The following is a 17,954-nucleotide window of genomic DNA, read 5'->3' on the forward strand; positions in this document are numbered from 1 at the left end:
TGTCAGTCTTCGGTGTCCAGCCCGGTGTCCAACTCTTCTGTGGAAGCCGTAGCTTTATTCATTCTCGCAAATCGTGGATCAGATTCCAGACTGTCACTGATGTCATCTATCAGATCCACGTCCGGCAACAGCGGAGCCAAGGCGGGAAGATCGGCGAGAGACGCCAAGCCGAGCCGTTCCAGGAAGAGCTCCGTCGTCGAATACTGCGTGGCGTTGGTATCGGGATCGACGCCGGCTTCGGCGATCAATCCGCGAGCGAGAAGTGTGCGCACCACACCATCCACGTTGACGCCGCGCACCGCACTGATCCGTGCGCGGGTCAACGGTTGACGGTATGCCACCACGGCCAGAGTTTCCAAAGCCGCCCTCGTCAATTTGGACCGCGCGCCGTCGAGCAGGAGTCGTTCCACGTAGGGCGCGTACGCGGTGCGCGTATAGAGACGCCAACCGTCACCGGCATATCGGAGGTCCATCCCACTGCCACGGGCGGTGAGCTCGGCGGACATGCGGTTCAGCACGTCCGTGATGCGATTCACAGAAGCGCCGGTCGCGGAGGCGAGCTGTTCGGCTCCGGCGGGAGAGTCGACGATCAGCAGCAGCGACTCGAGAACAGCTTCGAGTTCGGTGTCCGACAGCTCGGGTTCTCCGTCGACGGCGCCCAGGTCGTCCGACTCGTCGAACGGGGCCGAACTCATCCGTAATCCTCCTCGGTCACCGGGGCGTGTGTGCCCTCCCCGGTCCAGCTCACCAGCAATTCCCCGAGCGGCTCGGGCTGTTCGAACAACACCGACTGCTCGCGATACAGCTCGAGCAGCGCGAGGAATCTTGCCACGATCAGGGTGGTCACCTCGCACTCCGAGACCAGGTCGCCGAACGTCGCCCACTCCCCGGCTCCCCGTTCGCGGAGCAGTTCCAGCATCCGCGCCGCCTGTTCGGGCACCGAGACCGCGTGCATGTCGTGCAGATGGTCGAGTCCCACGGTGGGCTTCGGGCGGGGTGTGAACACGGTCGCGGCGATCTCCGCGAACCGCTGCGGGTCGACCCCGAGCAACACTTCCGGCAGCAATTTCGTGAACTGGTCCTCCAGTGCCGCCGAACGCGGGTACCGGCGCAACGCGGCCGCCTCGAGCTCACCGAAGAGTTGCGCCACCTGCTTGTACGCGCGGTACTGCAGCAGCCGGGCGAACAGCAGGTCGCGCGCCTCGAGGAGCGCGAGGTCCTCGGCGTCCTCCACCTGGCCCGCCGGGAGCAGACGCGCCGCCTTCAGGTCGAGCAGCGTCGCCGCGACCACCAGGAATTCGGTGGTCTGATCGAGACCCATCTCCGTGCCGAGCGAGCGGGTGTAGGCGATGAAGTCGTCCGTCACCTGGTGCAGCGCGACTTCCGTCACATCCAGCTGTCGCTGGTTGATCAAGGTCAGGAGCAGGTCGAACGGTCCCTCGAAATTCCGCAGCGTCACCCGGAAGCCGGGCTTGACCGCGGGCGCCTGCTGATCCTCGGCCTGCGTTACCCGGGCCTGCGGGTCCTCGGTCTGCGGTGGAGCCGAAATGTCTTGCGTATTCACCACTTACCGGCCGGACCGGTGAATGACCTCGCGCGCCAGAGCACGGTACGCCTCGGCGCCGGTCGATTTCGGCGCCCAGGTGGTGATCGGCTCCCCGGCGACCGAGGTCTCGGGGAAGCGCACGGTGCGGTTGATCACGGTGTCGTAGACGAGATCCCCGAACACCTCCACCACACGGGCCATCACTTCACGGGCGTGCAGGGTCCGCGAGTCGAACATCGTCACGACGATGCCGGCGAGTTCGAGCCGCGGGTTGAGCCGGTCGTGGACCTTCTCGACCGTGTCGTTGAGCAGGGCCAGACCGCGCAGGCTGAAGTACTCGCACTCCATCGGAATGATCACCGAGTCCGCGCAGGCCAGCGCGTTGACCGTGAGCAGACCGAGGGACGGCTGGCAGTCGATCAGGACGTAGTCGTACCGGTCGAGCACCGGATGCAGCACGCGTCCGAGCGTCTGTTCGCGCCCGACCTCGGTGACGAGCTGGATCTCCGCCGCCGACAGGTCGATGTTGCTGGGCAGGAGGTCGAGGCCCTCGACCCGTGTCCGCATCAGGACGTCGTCGATCGCGACGCGGGGTTCGACGAGCAGGTTGTGGACGGTCAGTTCGAGGTCGTGATGCGCGACGCCGAGGCCCGCGGACAGCGCCCCCTGGGGATCGAGGTCCACGAGCAGCACACGTCGGCCGAATTCGGCGAGCGACGCTCCCAGGTTGATCGTCGACGTCGTCTTGCCGACGCCACCCTTCTGGTTGCACATCGCGATGATCTTGGCCGGGCCGTGCGAGGGCAGCGGGGCGGGTTCCGGCACCGCACGTGTCGGCCGTCCCGTGGGCCCGAGCTCCTCCTCCACGACCACGGCAGCGTCCTCGAACAAGGCTGCGGGTTCGGATTGCCGCACGTCGAACATGTCGCCCTCCTGTTGCGAGTGCTCTGACTCCGCCGCTGGCGGCTGCGGTGTCACCACGGTCCGATGATCCCCTGTTCTCTCGATGATCGCTGCCGATCCCACATCGTTATGGGAACGCTACCGCCTCGTACCGTGAAATTTCCCCTCGACACGCTTTCCGTCACCTCGCCCGGGGGTGCGCTCCGGCCCACACCTCGCGCAGCGCACCCACTGTCACCAGCGTATATATCTGGGTGGTCGTCACCGAGGCATGCCCAAGCAGCTCCTGGACGACGCGGACGTCGGCGCCGCCGTCGAGCAGATGCGTCGCGAACGAGTGGCGGAGCGTGTGCGGTGACACCGCCGACGAGATGCCCGCCGCGTCCGCCGCGGTCTGCAGCACCTTCCACGCGCTCTGGCGGGACAGGCGTCCGCCGCGGACATTGAGGAACAGCGCTGGTGTTCCGCGTGATGCCAGCGCCGGCCGGCCCCGGATCAGGTAGGCGTCGAGGGATTCGACGGCAGGCCGGCCCACCGGCACCACCCGCTGCTTGCCGCCCTTGCCCCGCAGCAGCACCGACCGGGTCTCGGTGTCGACGTCGTCGACGTCCAGGCCGACGGCTTCGGAGATGCGGGCGCCCGTCGAATACAGCAGTTCGAGCAGCGCGCGGTCGCGGACCGCCCGCGGACCGTCGGCGGGTCCGCTGCCGCCGACCGCCTCCAGCAGCGCCAGCACCTCGTTGACCGGCAGCGACTTGGGGAGCCGTTTCGCCGGCGACGGCGGCCGCACGTCCCGGGCGACGTCCACTGCGGTCATCCCCTCGGCCGCGGCGAACCGGTGGAATCCGCGCACCGCGATCAGGGCGCGGGCCGCCGAGCTCGCGGCCAGCGGCGGCAGTTCGCGATTCGGATCGCCGCTGCGCAGAGCGATCACGAAGTCACTGACATCCTGTTCGCGGATCCGGTCGATGTCGGTGAGCTCCCGGTCGGCGAGGAACTGCGTGTAGCGCTCGAGGTCGCGGCGATACGAACCGAGGGTGTTGCGGGCGGCTCCGCGCTCGACAGCCAGGTGGTCGAGGTACGAATCCACCTGCCGCGCAATTACCACGTCATGCCCGCGCGGCCTCGTCCCCGCCGGTGCGCGAGCGTTTCCTCTCGCTGAACCTGTCGGGGCGATCGACCCAGGGCGCGGTCACGTCGCGGAGTTCGCCGACACCGCCCGGGCGGGACCGGGCAGCGGCGAGTGCCATGAGCCCGGCCACGGCCGTGGCGTTGACGATGGTCCCGTTCAGCACCATCGACACGACCTCGTCGAGCGGAATCCGCTCGATCTCGAGGTCGGCTTCCTCGTCCTCCGGGGCGGGCCGGTCCACCTCGTACAGGTCCTCGGCGAGGAACACGCGCACCGACTCGTCCGTGAACCCGGGCGACAGAACGACATCCACGAGAACGGACCAGCGACGGGCCCCGAGCCCGGTCTCCTCCGCGAGCTCGCGCCTGGCCGCGTCGACCGGGTCCTCCCCCGGCTCGTCCAGCAGGCCCGCCGGGATCTCCCACAATCGGCGCCCCACCGGGTGCCGATACTGGTGGATCAGGACGACCCGGTCCTCGTCGTCGAGCACCACGACGGCAACGGCTCCGTGGTGCTCGACGACCTCACGTTCGGCGGTCCGGCCGTCCGGCATCGCGACGTGATCCACGCGCAGGGCGAGGATCGCGCCGCTGTAGACGGCGCGCGAGTCGAGAGTCTCGAATTCGTGCCGGCCGGTGTCGGTCATGGTCGGTTTCGCCCTATCCCGCGCTGTCGACGGAAGCGACCTCGTCGCGGTCGGCGGAGTCGGCGAGTTCGTCATCGGTGGCGACGGCGGCCCGCTCCTCACCGTGCACGTCGACGGGAAGCCGCTCTTCGAGCTTGTGCTTCAGCGCCGCGTCGACGAACGCCGCGAACAGCGGGTGCGGACGCGTCGGACGGCTCTTCAGCTCGGGGTGCGCCTGCGTCGCGACGAAGAACGGGTGCTGGTCGGCCGGGTACTCGACGAACTCGACGAGGTGACCGTCGGGCGAGGTTCCGCTGAACCGGAGTCCGCTCTTCGCGATCCGGTCGCGGTACGCGTTGTTGACCTCGTAGCGGTGACGGTGACGCTCGGACACCTCTTCGCTGCCGTACGCGCGGGCGACGACGGATCCCTTCGTCAGGACGGCGGGGTACGCGCCGAGGCGCATCGTGCCGCCGAGGTCCGCCTCGCCGGCGATGACGTCTTCCTGGTCGGCCATCGTGGAGATCACGGGGTGCGTGGTCTCGGGCTCGAACTCGGCGGAGTTGGCGTCGTCGAGACCCACGCTGCGCGCAGCCTCGATCACGACGCACTGCAGGCCGAGGCACAGTCCGAGCAGCGGGATCTTCCGGTGACGGGCGTACCGGATCGCACCGAGCTTGCCCTCGATACCGCGGATCCCGAAGCCGCCGGGAATCAGCACGCCGTCGACGTCGCCGAGGGCGGCCTGCGCGCCCGCCTCCGTCTCACACGCGTCGGACGGCACCCAGGAGATTTCCACCTTCGAGCGGTTCGCGAACCCACCGGCACGCAGCGCCTCGGTGACGGACAGGTAGGCGTCCGGCAGGTCGACGTATTTTCCGACCAGGGCGATTCGCACGGTCTCGCGCGGCTGGTGGACGCGCTCGAGCAGGTTGCCCCACACGGTCCAGTCCACATCGCGGAACGGCAGACCCAGCTGACGCACCACGTAGGCGTCGAGGCCCTCGCTGTGCAGCACCTTCGGGATGTCGTAGATCGAGGGCGCGTCGGGTGTCGAGATGCACCCGTCGACGTCGACGTCGCACATGAGGGCGATCTTGTTCTTCAGCGCCGGGGGAACCTCGCGGTCGCAGCGCAGGATCAGCGCGTCGGGCTGGATACCGATGTTTCGCAGTGCCGCGACCGAGTGCTGGGTGGGCTTCGTCTTGAGCTCGCCCGACGGCGCCAGGTACGGCACCAGGGAGACGTGGAGGAAGAAGACATTGTCGCGACCGACGTCGTGGCGCACCTGACGGGCGGCCTCGAGGAACGGCTGCGACTCGATGTCACCGACGGTGCCACCGATCTCGGTGATGACGACGTCCGGCTGGTGTCCCTGGAGGTCCGGTCCGCTCATGGCGAGGATCCGGCTCTTGATCTCATCCGTGATGTGCGGGATCACCTGGACGGTGTCGCCGAGGTATTCGCCGCGCCGCTCCTTGGCGATGACCGTCGAATACACCTGGCCGGTGGTGACATTCGCCTGACCGGACAGGTCGCGATCGAGGAAACGCTCGTAGTGGCCGACGTCGAGGTCGGTCTCGGCACCGTCGTCGGTGACGAAGACCTCACCGTGCTGGAACGGGTTCATCGTGCCCGGATCGACGTTGAGATACGGATCCAGTTTCTGCATGGTCACGCGCATTCCTCGCGCGGTCAGCAATTGCCCGAGGCTCGAGGCTGTGAGGCCCTTGCCGAGTGAGGAGGCGACGCCGCCGCTCACGAAGATGTGCTTGGTAGCGGTACGCGAATGAGTGCGTGACTGTGGCAAAGGGGCTCCCGTGACGACTGTGCAGGGCTTGGTCTGTTCGAGCAATGCTGGGGCCTGCCGACCCACGGGACTTCACGGTAACACCTTGGCGTACGTCCCGGAAACAACGCGCCGCGATTGACCGCCCCGATGTGACGCGCGCTACGCCGGGGTGGCCCCGACGGTGACCCCGGTCGTGCCGGGCCCGGTGCCGTACCGGCCGGCGCCGCCGTTCAGTTGCTCCTGCAGGGCCAGCGGAACGGTGATCTTGCCCGCTTCCCGGTCGATGTTGTCGATCGTCGTGAGCGCCGCGGAGAGGGCCGCGTCGGCCCGCGCCACGGCGACCGCGCCGTTGCCCTGTGCCGACGCCGGACGCCCGGCGAGAACCGCCCCGGCACCGCGCGCATCCAGCGCGCCCGCGAACCGGGCCACCACCGCACCACGGTTGCCGCTGACGCCGTCCTCCACGTCGCGGTCGCCGGTCAGCACCACCGCGACCTGTGCCGGTTGGACCGCACCGTCGTCGTAACTGACGAATCCGGCACCGCGGAGGGTCTCGAGAGCGAGCGCCATCTCCTGTGCGGAACTCTGCGGCTGGCCCGTTTCCTTGCCGAGCATCAGGACCGAGCCGAGCAGGTCGCCTGCGAGGCTGCCCTGGTCGACGGCCCCGGTCTTCAGCGTGACACCCGCAGGGATCACGTTGTTGACGACCGTCCGCAGCCGGTCACCGCCCGTCGCGTCCACGAACGAATCGGTCAACGACACCCGGCCGGTCACCGACCCGCCGGCCTGCGCGATCATGCGGTTGACCCCGTCGAGGTCGGCGGGGTCGGCATCCGGGGTCGTCACGACCATCACGGTGCGTTGCGCGAGAGAGTCGGCCACCACGCGGCCGCCCACGGCGGAATCGAAGCCGTCCGCCGAGTTCAGCTGCTCGGTCAGCTGGTTGTTGCGTTCGTTCGCCTTCTCCACGTCGGTCTGCAGGTCGGCCTTGTCGTCGCGCAGCCCCGACACGAGACCGCTCGACAACAGGCCGGAACCCATCACCACGCCGATTGCCAGAGCCAGGAAGATCGCCGCTATGGAAATGGCATGGTGACGCAGAGAAATCACTTGAAGAACCCCTGAACCCACAACGCGAAGCTGTTCCACGTCGTGACGGCCCAGTCCAATGCCTCACCACCGATGTTCGACACCACCAGGGCCACGATCACCGCAACCAGTGCGGCCAGCACCAGCAGCGCGATCGCGCCGCCCGACACCCGGCTCCGGTACAGGGTCGCCACGGCCTTCGCGTCCACCAGTTTCGGCCCGACCTTCAGCCGGGTCATGAACGCCGACGGGTTGCTGTCGCGGCGGCCGCGGTCGAAGAACTCGTCGAGGGAGACGGTGCTCCCGACCGTGACGATCAGCGACGCGCCATGATGATCGGCCAGCAGTAGTGCCAGGTCGGACGGGGACCCTGACGCGGGGAACGTCATCGCTCCGATGCCGAGGTCCTGGATCCGTGACAGACCGGGTGCGTGACCGTCCTGGTCGGCGGGGAGAACCACCTCGGCGCCCGACTTCAACGTGGCGCTCGTGATGTCCTCGGGGTCACCGACGATGAGGTCGGGGCGATAGCCCGCCGACTTGAGGACGTCGGCGCCTGCCCCGACGCCGATGAGGATCGGCGAGTACTCCTTGATGAACGGCTTGAGGTTCTTCAGGTCGGACGCGTGGTCCGGTCCGTCGGACACGATCACGACGTGCCGTTCCTTCATGTCGACGTCGACGTCGGGGACGCCGACTCCATCGATCAGCAGCGGACTTTCGGTGCGGATGAACTCGATGGTGTTGCCGGAGAACGCCTCGAGGTGGTCGACCAGACCGGTCTTCGCCTCGATCATCCGGTCGGAGATCTCCGCCTCGGTCTGTTCCTCGCCCTTCGCGATGCGCCGTTCCCCGGAGTAGACACCTCCCCCGTTCACCCGGACCTTGCTGCCGTCCTTGATGCTCTTGAAGATCTCGGTGCCGGCCGAATCCACCAGGAGGATCCCGTTGGCGACGATCACCTCCGGTCCGAGGTTGGGATAGCGCCCCGAGATGGAGGGCGACGCGTTGATCACTGCGAGAACGCCGGCCTTCACCAGGGCGTCCGCGGTCCCGCGATCGAGGTCGAGCTCGTCGAGAACGACGATGTCACCGGGTCCGACGCGTCGCAGCAACTTGGCCGTGTTGCGATCCACCCTGGCGATGCCGCTGACCCCAGGCAAAGTTTCGGTGTTACGTGACAGCAGTGCCGGCATCTTCATGAGTTCGATGATGGACCGGAAGCCGGACCGACCTGTGGAGGCGCGCCGAACCGTTTACCACATCAGTCACACCATTACCACGGGTGCGGCCGGCGGTCCGCCGGGCCGGTTCAGACGGAACGCTCGGCGTTGGCGGTGGCCAACAGTTCCTCCGCGTGGGCGCGGCCGGTCTCGGTGTCGTCGAGTCCGGCGAGCATGCGCGCCAGTTCCACCACCCGCTCGTCGTCGGTGAGCGTGTGCACACCACTGCTGACGACGCCGTCCGCGTCGTCGACTTTGTCGACCACCAGGTGGGTGTCCGCGAACGCCGCGACCTGCGGCAGGTGCGTCACGACGATGACCTGGTGTGTCCGGGCGAGCCGGGCGAGTCGCCGGCCGATCTCGACCGCGGCCCGACCGCCGACGCCGGCGTCGACCTCGTCGAACACCATCGTCGCGCCGGAGTCGGATCCGGCGAGGACCACCTCGAGGGCCAGCATCACGCGCGAGAGTTCACCGCCGGACGCGCTCTTGCTGATGGGCAGCGACTGTGCGCCGCTGTGCGCCGACAGCCGGAATTCCACTTCGTCGACGCCGGACGATCCCGCGTGCAGTTCCGTCCCGTCGATGGTGAGCGGTGCCGTGTCCTGAGGTCCGGCGATCCGGGGCCGGACCGACACCTCCAGCGCGGCCCGGCCCATCGCCAGACCTGCGAGTTCGGAACTGACGGCCTTGGCGAGCTTGGCCGCGGCCTTGACGCGGGCGGCGGTCAGCTTCGACGCGGCCTCCGCGGTGGACGCCGCCGACTCCTCGACCTGCTTCGTCAGCGCCGCCAATGCATCGGAGGACACGTCGATCTTCGCGAGCCGCGCACGGGCGTTGCCTGCCCATTCCAGTACGCCGTCGACGTCGGCAGCGTACTTGCGGGTGAGGTTCTTCAGTTCCGCCTGACGCGACAGCAAGGAGTCCAGCGCCCCCGGATCCGCGGGAAGTCCGGCGAGATACGTGGTCAGGTCGGCGGAGACGTCCGTGATCACCGCGATCGCGTCGGCGAGGCGCGGTCCGAGCCCGTCCAGTTCGGGGTCGGTGGCCGATTCGATCCGGGCCCGCGCCTCGGACAACAGATCCAAGGCGGGTGCGCCGACTCCGTCGCCGTCCATGTCGTCGCCGCCGGCGAGCGCGGCGTGCGCTTCCTCGGCCGCAGAGCGCAGCGAGTCGAGTTCACTGAGCCTGCGCACCTCCGACACGATCGACTCGTCCTCGCCCGGGGTGGGCGCGACGCCGTCGATCTCGTTGAGGGCGAACGTCAGTTGGTCGGCTTCCTGCGCGAGTTCCCGGGTGCGCCCGGTGCGTTCGATCAGTTCGGTTCGCGCGGTCACCCATTCGTCGCGGTGCTTGCGGTACCGCGCCAGCAGCGGGCCGACCGTCTTGTCCGCGAACCTGTCCAGGGCGGCGCATTGCTGGTCGGGGCGCAGCAGCCGCAGCTGATCGTTCTGTCCGTGGACGGTGAGCAGTGGATCGGTGAACTCGGACAGCACGCCCGCCGGAACGCTGCGCCCGCCCAGGTGGGCGCGGGACCGTCCGTCGCTGCCGACGGTCCGCACCGCGATGATAGTGCCGTCCTCGTCGCGCTCGGCGCCGGTCGATTCGAGGAGCCGGGACACGGCACGTTCGACATGCTCCGAGCCCTCGTCCGTCAAGAACCGGCCCTCGACGACGGCACGGGGCGCGCCGAGACGCACCCGGCCCGCGTCTGCCCGCGCACCGCTGAGCAGGTGCAGGCTCGTCACCACCATCGTCTTGCCCGCACCGGTCTCACCGGTGAGCACCGTCAAACCTTCGTGGAATTGCGCCGACGCCTCGGAGATCACACCGAGGTTGTCGATCCTGATCTCTGCCAGCACGTCTAGGGCTTCCTTCCTCGCCACCCGGTGACGGGCAGCTCGAACTTTCGCACCATCCGGTCCGCGAACGGCGCCGAATCCAGCCGTATCCACCGAACGGGTTCCTTGCCACGCACCACTTCGACGCGGGCGCCCGCGGGCAGCTCGAGGGTCCGGCGACCGTCGCAGAACACCAGACCGTCGTGGCTGCCCGCCACCGTTTCCACCGCGATCAGCGAATTCGGGCTCGTCACGAGCGGGCGCGCGAACAGCGCGTGCGCGTTGCTCGGGACCACGAGCAGGGCCTCCAGCTCCGGCCACACCACGGGGCCGCCTGCCGAGAACGCGTACGCCGTCGACCCCGTCGGGGTGGAGATGAGGACGCCGTCACAGCCGAAGGCCGACACGGGGCGGCCGTCCACCTCGAGCACCACCTCGAGCACACCGAGCCGGGACCGGTTCTCGATGCTCGCCTCGTTGAGTGCCCAGCCGCGTTCGATGATCTCGTCGTCCACGCGGACCAGCACGTCCAGCGTCATTCGGTGTTCGATGCGGTATTCACGACGCACCACCTGGGCGAGCGCCTCGTCGAGGTGCTCGGCCTCCGTTTCCGCGAGGAACCCGATGCGGCCCAGGTTGATGCCCAGAACCGGAATGGAGGCGGCCTGGGCGAGTTCCGCTGCCCGCAGGAACGTTCCGTCGCCGCCGAGGACGAGCACCATCTCGCAACCGAGGGCGGCGTCGGGGCCGGCCTGCACGATGGTGACTTCCAGCCCGGGGACCAGGAATTCGTCGGCGGCCATGCCGTCCATCGGTTCGATGCGGGTGCTGTCGACCTCGTCGACGAGGACGCGCAGTCCGATTCCGGCCCGTTCGAAGATCTTGCCGACGCGTCTCGCGGTCTCCGTGATCTCGGCGCGGCCCGGGTGCGCGACGAGCAGGATCTCCCGCTCGCGTTGCTGGGTGCCGCTGCTTCCCCCGCTCACTGTGGTCCCTCCTGCACCGCGGTGCGGATCAACTCTTCTATCGACTCGACCGGTACATCATCCGTCCCGGGTGTGACATCCGCGCGGAGCCACAGGAAGTACTCGACGTTCCCCGACGGTCCCGGCAGCGGACTGGCCACTGCACCGACGGTACGCAGTCCCAGCGACGCTGCCGTCTTCGCGACATCCAGTACCGCGGCGACGCGCAACTCCGGGTCACGCACCACACCACCGGAGCCCACGTGGTCCTTGCCGACCTCGAACTGCGGCTTCACCATCGGAATCAGATCTGCGCCGTCCGCCACGCAGCCGACGAACGCCGGGAGGACGAGCTTCAGGGAGATGAACGAGAGGTCCGCGACCACCAGATCGACCGGGCCGCCGATCTGCTCGGCGTCGATGGAACGCACGTTGGTCCGGTCGATGACGTGGACGCGGTCGTCGGATTGGAGCCGCCACACCAGCTGGCCGTAGCCGACGTCCACCGCCACCACCTCCCGCGCGCCGTGGTGAAGCAGCACATCGGTGAAGCCGCCGGTGGACGCGCCTGCGTCGAGGCAGCGCTTGGCCTCGACCTCGAGTCCGCGGGGGCCGAACGCCTCGAGCGCACCCAGGAGTTTGTGGGCTCCGCGCGATGCCCAGGACACTTCGTTGTCGACCTCGACCACCCGCAGCGGAGTTCCCGCTTCGATTGCGGTGGCGGGTTTGGTCGCTGCCGCTCCCGAGATCAGTACTCGGCCGGAGGCGATGAGTTCTTGCGCGTGTTCGCGGGACCGGGCCAGTCCCCGCCGAACGAGTTCGGCATCCACCCGTGCTCGACGGGCCACGTCAGATCTTGTCCACGGTGGCCAGCGCCTCCACCAGCACGTCGTGCGCCTTCTCGAGAAGATGGGCTTTGCGTGGGATGACTCCGACGCCGTGCTCGTCGTCAGGATCCGGTTCGACGGCTCCGAGCCGCGACAACAATCCATCGACCTCCGAGTGGATCTTCTCGGGGTCGACACTCTGAGGAGGCCCAGGTAGATGGGCTCCCGGGCGCGGTATTGGCGTGCTCATCGGGCACAACGCTAGTCCATCGGGTTCCGATACGCATACAGCGAATCGCGTGACGAACAACGCGGGTCTGCCGGGTTTCAGGCACCCCAGCCGGAGGCGACCGCGCTCACCGCGGGCGTCGTCGACGTGATTCGCGCGAAGCCGGGGAACTTCCAGGCGGCGAGGGCCACGGCCCGCAGCAGGGCGGCCGAATCCACCCGCGCGGCGGAATCGATGGTCGGTTCGATCACCAGGTCTGTGCCGTCGAACTCGACGGACCAGCGGCTGTCCTCACCGATGAGGGATTCCTCGGCGGGGCGGTTGAGCGCGTCCAGTTCGGACGCCAGATAGGTGGGCCGTTGCTCCGGGGCCGCACGCAGCACGTCGACCGCGGTGCTCACTCCGGTGAGCACCAAGAGCGAGTCGAGACCGACGTTGTTGGCGCCTTCGATGTCGGTGTCCAACCTGTCGCCCACGACGAGCGGGCGCGCGCAACCACTGCGGCGCATCGCGTCCTCCATCAGCGGCGCGGCCGGTTTACCCGCCACGAGTGGTTCGCGGGACGACGCCGTGCGTAGCGCCGCGACCATCGATCCGTTGCCGAGGACGAGGCCGCGTTCGGTGGGGAGGGTCGAGTCCAGGTTCGCCGCCACCCAGACCGCGTCGGCCCGGATCGCGAGGGTCGCCTCGGCGAGTATCGCCCAGTCCGTCGTCGGCGAATGTCCTTGGACGACAGCCGCGGGCGCGTCCTCGAACGACCGCACCGGGCGCAGTCCGACGTTCCGCACTTCGTCGGCGAGCGCTTCGGTGCCCACGATCAGGACCGGCGAATCGGGGGCGACGTTCTCCGCGAGCAGCCTGGCCGCGGACTGGGAACTCGTCACCACTGTCGACTCGTCGGCGTCGAACCCGAGTTCGGTCAGGTGTTCCGCGACCTCGCCCGGGCTGCGACTGGCGTTGTTGGTCACGTAGTAGCAGGACTGCTCCCCGGCCGCCAAAGCCTCTCGCGCACCGGGGATTTCCTGCGGCCCCTGATACAGGGTGCCGTCGAGGTCGAGCAGCAGGGCGTCGTAGCCGTCGCGCAGAACCGTCACTGATCGTCTCCGGTCAGCTCGGCCACACGCTCCTCCGCGTCGGTGTCACCCTCGAGATCCGCGGCGGCGGAATTGAGGAACCACTTCAGTCCGTCCTCGATGCGGCCGGCCGCCACCAAGGCGTCCGCATACGCGTAGAACAGGCGAGCGGCACCGGGGCCGGTCCGCGAAGCGTCGAGATCGGGGGTCTGCAACGTGACCACGGCCTGGTCGAACTGACCGAGGTCCATGCGCGCTCCGGCGACGACCATGCGCAGCTCGGCTGCCTCGTCACCGGACAGCGCAGCAGCTTCCTCGCTCCGACCGAGTTCGATCGCACGCTCCGGGCGGCCGAGTCCGCGTTCGCAGTCCGCCATGACCGCGAGCAGCCCGGGACCACCGGCCATGCGACGAGCGGCGCGCAACTCCGACAGCGCCTCGGCCCATTCGCCGGCGTGGTACGCGGTGATACCCGCGGCCTCACGCACGATGGCGATGCGGCCCGCACGCTGACGCGCGGCGCGGGCATGCGCGAGCGCAAGTCGCGGATCGTCGTCGACCAGCTTGCCTGCCATCACCAGGTGACGCGCAACCGTGTTCGCGTTCGTCTTGTCCAGGCTCAGCAGGTCGCGGCGTACCGCGGGATCGAGCTCGCCGGCCTCGACGTTCTCGGGCAGATCCGGTTCGTCCGGACGCGCCTGCTGCCGCTGCGGACGGTCACCTTCACGTCCACGGGGCGCGAAACCGCCCTCGCCGCCACGACGGGGTCCCCCACCGCGACGATCGCCACCGGCCCCGCCACGGTTGTCGCGCGAATCGCGACGGGGGCCACCGGTCGAGCCACCCCGACCCGAACCGCCGGCGCCGCCCCGATTGCTGTTGGAGGCGCCGCCTCGATTGCTGTTGGAGGCGCCGCCTCGATTGCTGTTGGAGGCGCCGCCTCGATTGCTGTTGGAGGCGCCGCCTCCGCGGAAGGACCGACGTCCGTCGTCACTCTCCGACACAGTCATTCCTTTCACACAAACCACGAAAGGGGACCCAGTATATTGGGTCCCCTTTCGGTAACGGATGTTCGGCGGTGTCCTACTCTCCCACACCCTGTCGGGTGCAGTACCATCGGCGCTGGAGGGCTTAGCTTCCGGGTTCGGAATGGGACCGGGCGTTTCCCCTCCGCTATGGCCGCCGTAACTCTATGAAACTGTCACACGGAACATCAGCGAAGACACACATCACCATTGGTGGTGGGGTGTGCTTCTTTCTTCTGTTCTGAAACGTGTGTGTTGTTTCAGATACTGCACAGTGGACGCGTAGCTTCTTTGTGGTAAGTCCTCGGCCTATTAGTACCAGTCACCTGCATCCGTTACCGGACTTCCAGTTCTGGCCTATCAACCCGGTGGTCTGCCGGGGGCCTTACCCCCTCGAGGGGGTGAGAAACCTCATCTTGGAACAGGCTTCCCGCTTAGATGCTTTCAGCGGTTATCCCTTCCGAACGTAGCTAACCAGCGGTGCTCCTGGTGGAACAACTGGCACACCAGAGGTTCGTCCGTCCCGGTCCTCTCGTACTAGGGACAGCCTTCCTCAAGTTTCTAACGCGCGCGGCGGATAGAGACCGAACTGTCTCACGACGTTCTAAACCCAGCTCGCGTGCCGCTTTAATGGGCGAACAGCCCAACCCTTGGGACCTACTCCAGCCCCAGGATGCGACGAGCCGACATCGAGGTGCCAAACCATCCCGTCGATATGGACTCTTGGGGAAGATCAGCCTGTTATCCCCGGGGTACCTTTTATCCGTTGAGCGACACCGCTTCCACTTGCCGGTGCCGGATCACTAGTCCCGACTTTCGTCCCTGCTCGACCTGTCAGTCTCACAGTCAAGCTCCCTTGTGCACTTGCACTCGACACCTGATTGCCAACCAGGCTGAGGGAACCTTTGGGCGCCTCCGTTACATTTTGGGAGGCAACCGCCCCAGTTAAACTACCCACCAGGCACTGTCCCTGAACCAGATCATGGTCCGAGGTTAGAGGTCCAATACGATCAGAGTGGTATTTCAACAACGACTCCACACTCACTGGCGTGAGCGCTTCACAGTCTCCCACCTATCCTACACAAACCGAACCGAACACCAATACCAAGCTGTAGTGAAGGTCCCGGGGTCTTTTCGTCCTGCCGCGCGTAACGAGCATCTTTACTCGTAATGCAATTTCGCCGAGTCTATGGTTGAGACAGCTGAGAAGTCGTTACGCCATTCGTGCAGGTCGGAACTTACCCGACAAGGAATTTCGCTACCTTAGGATGGTTATAGTTACCACCGCCGTTTACTGGGGCTTAAATTCTCAGCTTCGCCACCGAAGTGGCTAACCGGTCCTCTTAACCTTCCAGCACCGGGCAGGCGTCAGTCCGTATACATCGTCTTACGACTTCGCACGGACCTGTGTTTTTAGTAAACAGTCGCTTCTCACTGGTCTCTGCGGCCCCACCCAGCTCACACTGCAAGAGTGATCACCGGACGAGGCCCCCCTTCTCCCGAAGTTACGGGGGCATTTTGCCGAGTTCCTTAACCATAGTTATCTCGATCGCCTTAGTATTCTCTACCTGACCACCTGTGTCGGTTTGGGGTACGGGCCGTGTGAAAGCTCGCTAGAGGCTTTTCTCGGCAGCATAGGATCACTGAATTCGCCTCATTCGGCTATGCGTCACCTCTCAGGCTTGATGAACGGCGGATTTGCCTACCATTCGCCCTACAGGCTTACACCAGTATTACCACTGACTGGCTCAGCTACCTTCCTGCGTCACCCCATCGCTTGGCTACTACCAGATCAGGTCCCATGCATCCACATCCAGGGCCCCCGAAGGGGCGTAAGGACGCTTCAGGATGGTTAGTATCACTGATTCACCAGGGGCGCGTTCACACGGGTACGGGAATATCAACCCGTTGTCCATCGGCTACGCCTGTCGGCCTCGTCTTAGGTCCCGACTCACCCTGGGCGGATTAACCTGGCCCAGGAACCCTTGGTCATTCGGCGGACGAGTTTCTCACTCGTCTTTCGCTACTCATGCCTGCATTCTCACTCGTGTGGCCTCCACGGCTGGGTCACCCCGCCGCTTCCATGGCCACACGACGCTCCCCTACCCATCCACACCACTGCCCAAGACTCCGCAGAATCAAGGGGGTGCATTGTGTGAATGCCGCAGCTTCGGTGGTGTACTTGAGCCCCGCTACATTGTCGGCGCAGGATCACTTGACCAGTGAGCTATTACGCACTCTTTCAAGGGTGGCTGCTTCTAAGCCAACCTCCTGGTTGTCTTCGCGACCCCACATCCTTTTCCACTTAGTACACGCTTAGGGACCTTAGCTGGCGATCTGGGCTGTTTCCCTCTCGACTACGAACCTTATCGCCCGCAGTCTCACTGCCGCGCTCTCACTCACCGGCATTCGGAGTTTGGCTGATTTCGGTAAGCTTGTGGGCCCCCTAGACCATCCAGTAGCTCTACCTCCGGTGAGAAACACGCGACGCTGCACCTAAATGCATTTCGGGGAGAACCAGCTATCACGGAGTTTGATTGGCCTTTCACCCCTACCCACAGCTCATCCCCTCAGTTTTCAACCTAAGTGGGTTCGGTCCTCCACGACGTCTTACCGTCGCTTCAACCTGGCCATGGGTAGATCACTCCGCTTCGGGTCTAGAACATGCCACTACGGACGCCCTATTCGGACTCGCTTTCGCTACGGCTACCCCACACGGGTTAACCTCGCGACATGCCACTAACTCGCAGGCTCATTCTTCAAAAGGCACGCCATCACCCCCCACACCGAAGTGTGCAAAGGCTTTGACGGATTGTAAGCGCACGGTTTCAGGTACTATTTCACTCCCCTCCCGGGGTACTTTTCACCTTTCCCTCACGGTACTAGTCCGCTATCGGTCACCAGGGAGTATTCAGGCTTATCGGGTGGTCCCGACAGATTCACACCAGATTTCACGGGCCCGGTGCTACTTGGGTTTCCATCACGACAGTCATCATGTTTTCGTGTACGGGACTCTCACCCTCTACGACAGGCCGTTCCAGACCACTTCCACTAACACAATGATTTCTTACTGTCGGCCAACACGGCAGCATTGACAAGATGAACCCCACAACCCCACGAATGCAACACCTGCCGGCTATCACACATCCATGGTTTAGCCTCTTCCGCTTTCGCTCGCCACTACTCACGGAATCACTATTGTTTTCTCTTCCTGTGGGTACTGAGATGTTTCACTTCCCCACGTTCCCTCCACACACCCTATATATTCAGGTGCGGGTAACACGACATCACTCGTGCTGGGTTTCCCCATTCGGACATCCTCGGATCTCAGCTCGGTTGACAGCTCCCCGAGGCTTATCGCAGCCTCCTACGTCCTTCATCGGCTCCTGGTGCCAAGGCATCCACCGTACGCTCTTCATTACTTACAACAAAGATGCTCGCGTCCACTGTGCAGTTCTCAAACAACACACAACCAACCATGTCCTCGTCGCCACCGAACACCAGAAAAACCCGGCCGGTATGACCACCATGATCACTTGTAAGTTCTTGCCTAGAAAAAACACTCGCGTGTTCCCTCAGGACCCAACAGTGCATCGATATAACTCTTCTCCCACCGGCACTCGGGCCGGCAGTAGTGAAAAGAATGTTTGTCAGTGTTCCACCCATGAGCGTCCGCAGCCCTAC

14 protein-coding genes and 2 rRNA genes are annotated in these 17,954 nt (G+C 65.9%); all 16 read right to left on the reverse strand.

The window, feature by feature from the left end:
* Positions 1-2: 2 nt before the first annotated feature.
* The 16 genes from scpB to PSR88_RS04775 all read right to left on the reverse strand — a co-directional run bounded on the left by scpB (position 3) and on the right by PSR88_RS04775 (position 17,698).
* Entirely contained in the window at positions 3-695 is a 693-nt protein-coding gene (gene scpB, locus PSR88_RS04700; protein WP_009473594.1) for an SMC-Scp complex subunit ScpB, read from the reverse strand.
* Positions 692-1,567, reverse strand: coding sequence for a segregation and condensation protein A (locus PSR88_RS04705; RefSeq protein WP_011594127.1), 876 nt, complete (start codon positions 1,565-1,567; stop codon positions 692-694). The genes scpB and PSR88_RS04705 overlap by 4 nt, the downstream gene beginning before the upstream one ends.
* Positions 1,568-2,572, reverse strand: a complete 1,005-nt coding sequence (locus tag PSR88_RS04710) for a ParA family protein (protein ID WP_016880789.1) — start codon at positions 2,570-2,572, stop codon at positions 1,568-1,570.
* 58 nt (positions 2,573-2,630) lie between these two features.
* Positions 2,631-3,557: a site-specific tyrosine recombinase XerD gene (gene xerD / locus PSR88_RS04715; RefSeq protein ID WP_016880790.1), complete on the reverse strand. Its 927-nt coding sequence runs from the start codon at positions 3,555-3,557 to the stop codon at positions 2,631-2,633.
* 1 nt (position 3,558) lies between these two features.
* Positions 3,559-4,227 (reverse strand): NUDIX domain-containing protein, encoded by a 669-nt coding sequence (locus PSR88_RS04720; RefSeq protein ID WP_016880791.1) that lies wholly within the window; start codon positions 4,225-4,227, stop codon positions 3,559-3,561.
* 13 nt (positions 4,228-4,240) lie between these two features.
* A complete protein-coding gene (locus tag PSR88_RS04725; protein ID WP_011594131.1) occupies positions 4,241-6,016 on the reverse strand; it encodes a CTP synthase in 1,776 nt (591 codons plus the stop codon).
* A gap of 141 nt (positions 6,017-6,157) precedes the next feature.
* Positions 6,158-7,108 (reverse strand): copper transporter, encoded by a 951-nt coding sequence (locus PSR88_RS04730; protein ID WP_009473600.1) that lies wholly within the window; start codon positions 7,106-7,108, stop codon positions 6,158-6,160.
* Complete coding sequence (steA, locus tag PSR88_RS04735) at positions 7,105-8,289, reverse strand: putative cytokinetic ring protein SteA (protein WP_009473601.1); 1,185 nt, start codon at positions 8,287-8,289, stop codon at positions 7,105-7,107. The genes PSR88_RS04730 and steA overlap by 4 nt, the downstream gene beginning before the upstream one ends.
* 110 nt (positions 8,290-8,399) lie before the next feature.
* Entirely contained in the window at positions 8,400-10,172 is a 1,773-nt protein-coding gene (gene recN / locus PSR88_RS04740) for a DNA repair protein RecN (RefSeq protein ID WP_016880792.1), read from the reverse strand.
* Between the two features lie 2 nt (positions 10,173-10,174).
* Positions 10,175-11,137: an NAD kinase gene (locus PSR88_RS04745; protein WP_009473603.1), complete on the reverse strand. Its 963-nt coding sequence runs from the start codon at positions 11,135-11,137 to the stop codon at positions 10,175-10,177.
* Positions 11,134-11,964: a TlyA family RNA methyltransferase gene (locus PSR88_RS04750; protein ID WP_029538186.1), complete on the reverse strand. Its 831-nt coding sequence runs from the start codon at positions 11,962-11,964 to the stop codon at positions 11,134-11,136. Before PSR88_RS04750 ends, PSR88_RS04745 begins: the two co-directional genes overlap by 4 nt.
* A 1-nt stretch (position 11,965) precedes the next feature.
* Positions 11,966-12,193 (reverse strand): hypothetical protein, encoded by a 228-nt coding sequence (locus PSR88_RS04755; protein WP_050787244.1) that lies wholly within the window; start codon positions 12,191-12,193, stop codon positions 11,966-11,968.
* Between the two features lie 77 nt (positions 12,194-12,270).
* A complete protein-coding gene (locus tag PSR88_RS04760; protein ID WP_016880793.1) occupies positions 12,271-13,266 on the reverse strand; it encodes an HAD-IIA family hydrolase in 996 nt (331 codons plus the stop codon).
* Positions 13,263-14,255: a tetratricopeptide repeat protein gene (locus PSR88_RS04765; RefSeq protein WP_016880794.1), complete on the reverse strand. Its 993-nt coding sequence runs from the start codon at positions 14,253-14,255 to the stop codon at positions 13,263-13,265. Before PSR88_RS04765 ends, PSR88_RS04760 begins: the two co-directional genes overlap by 4 nt.
* Positions 14,256-14,315: 60 nt before the next feature.
* A 5S ribosomal RNA gene (gene rrf, locus PSR88_RS04770) occupies positions 14,316-14,432 on the reverse strand.
* Positions 14,433-14,562: 130 nt separating this feature from the next.
* Positions 14,563-17,698 (reverse strand): 23S ribosomal RNA (locus tag PSR88_RS04775).
* Positions 17,699-17,954 lie beyond the last annotated feature (256 nt).

It is taken from the genome of Rhodococcus sp. DK176 (genome assembly GCF_038447315.2).
Lineage (GTDB): Bacteria > Actinomycetota > Actinomycetes > Mycobacteriales > Mycobacteriaceae > Rhodococcus_F > Rhodococcus_F jostii_A.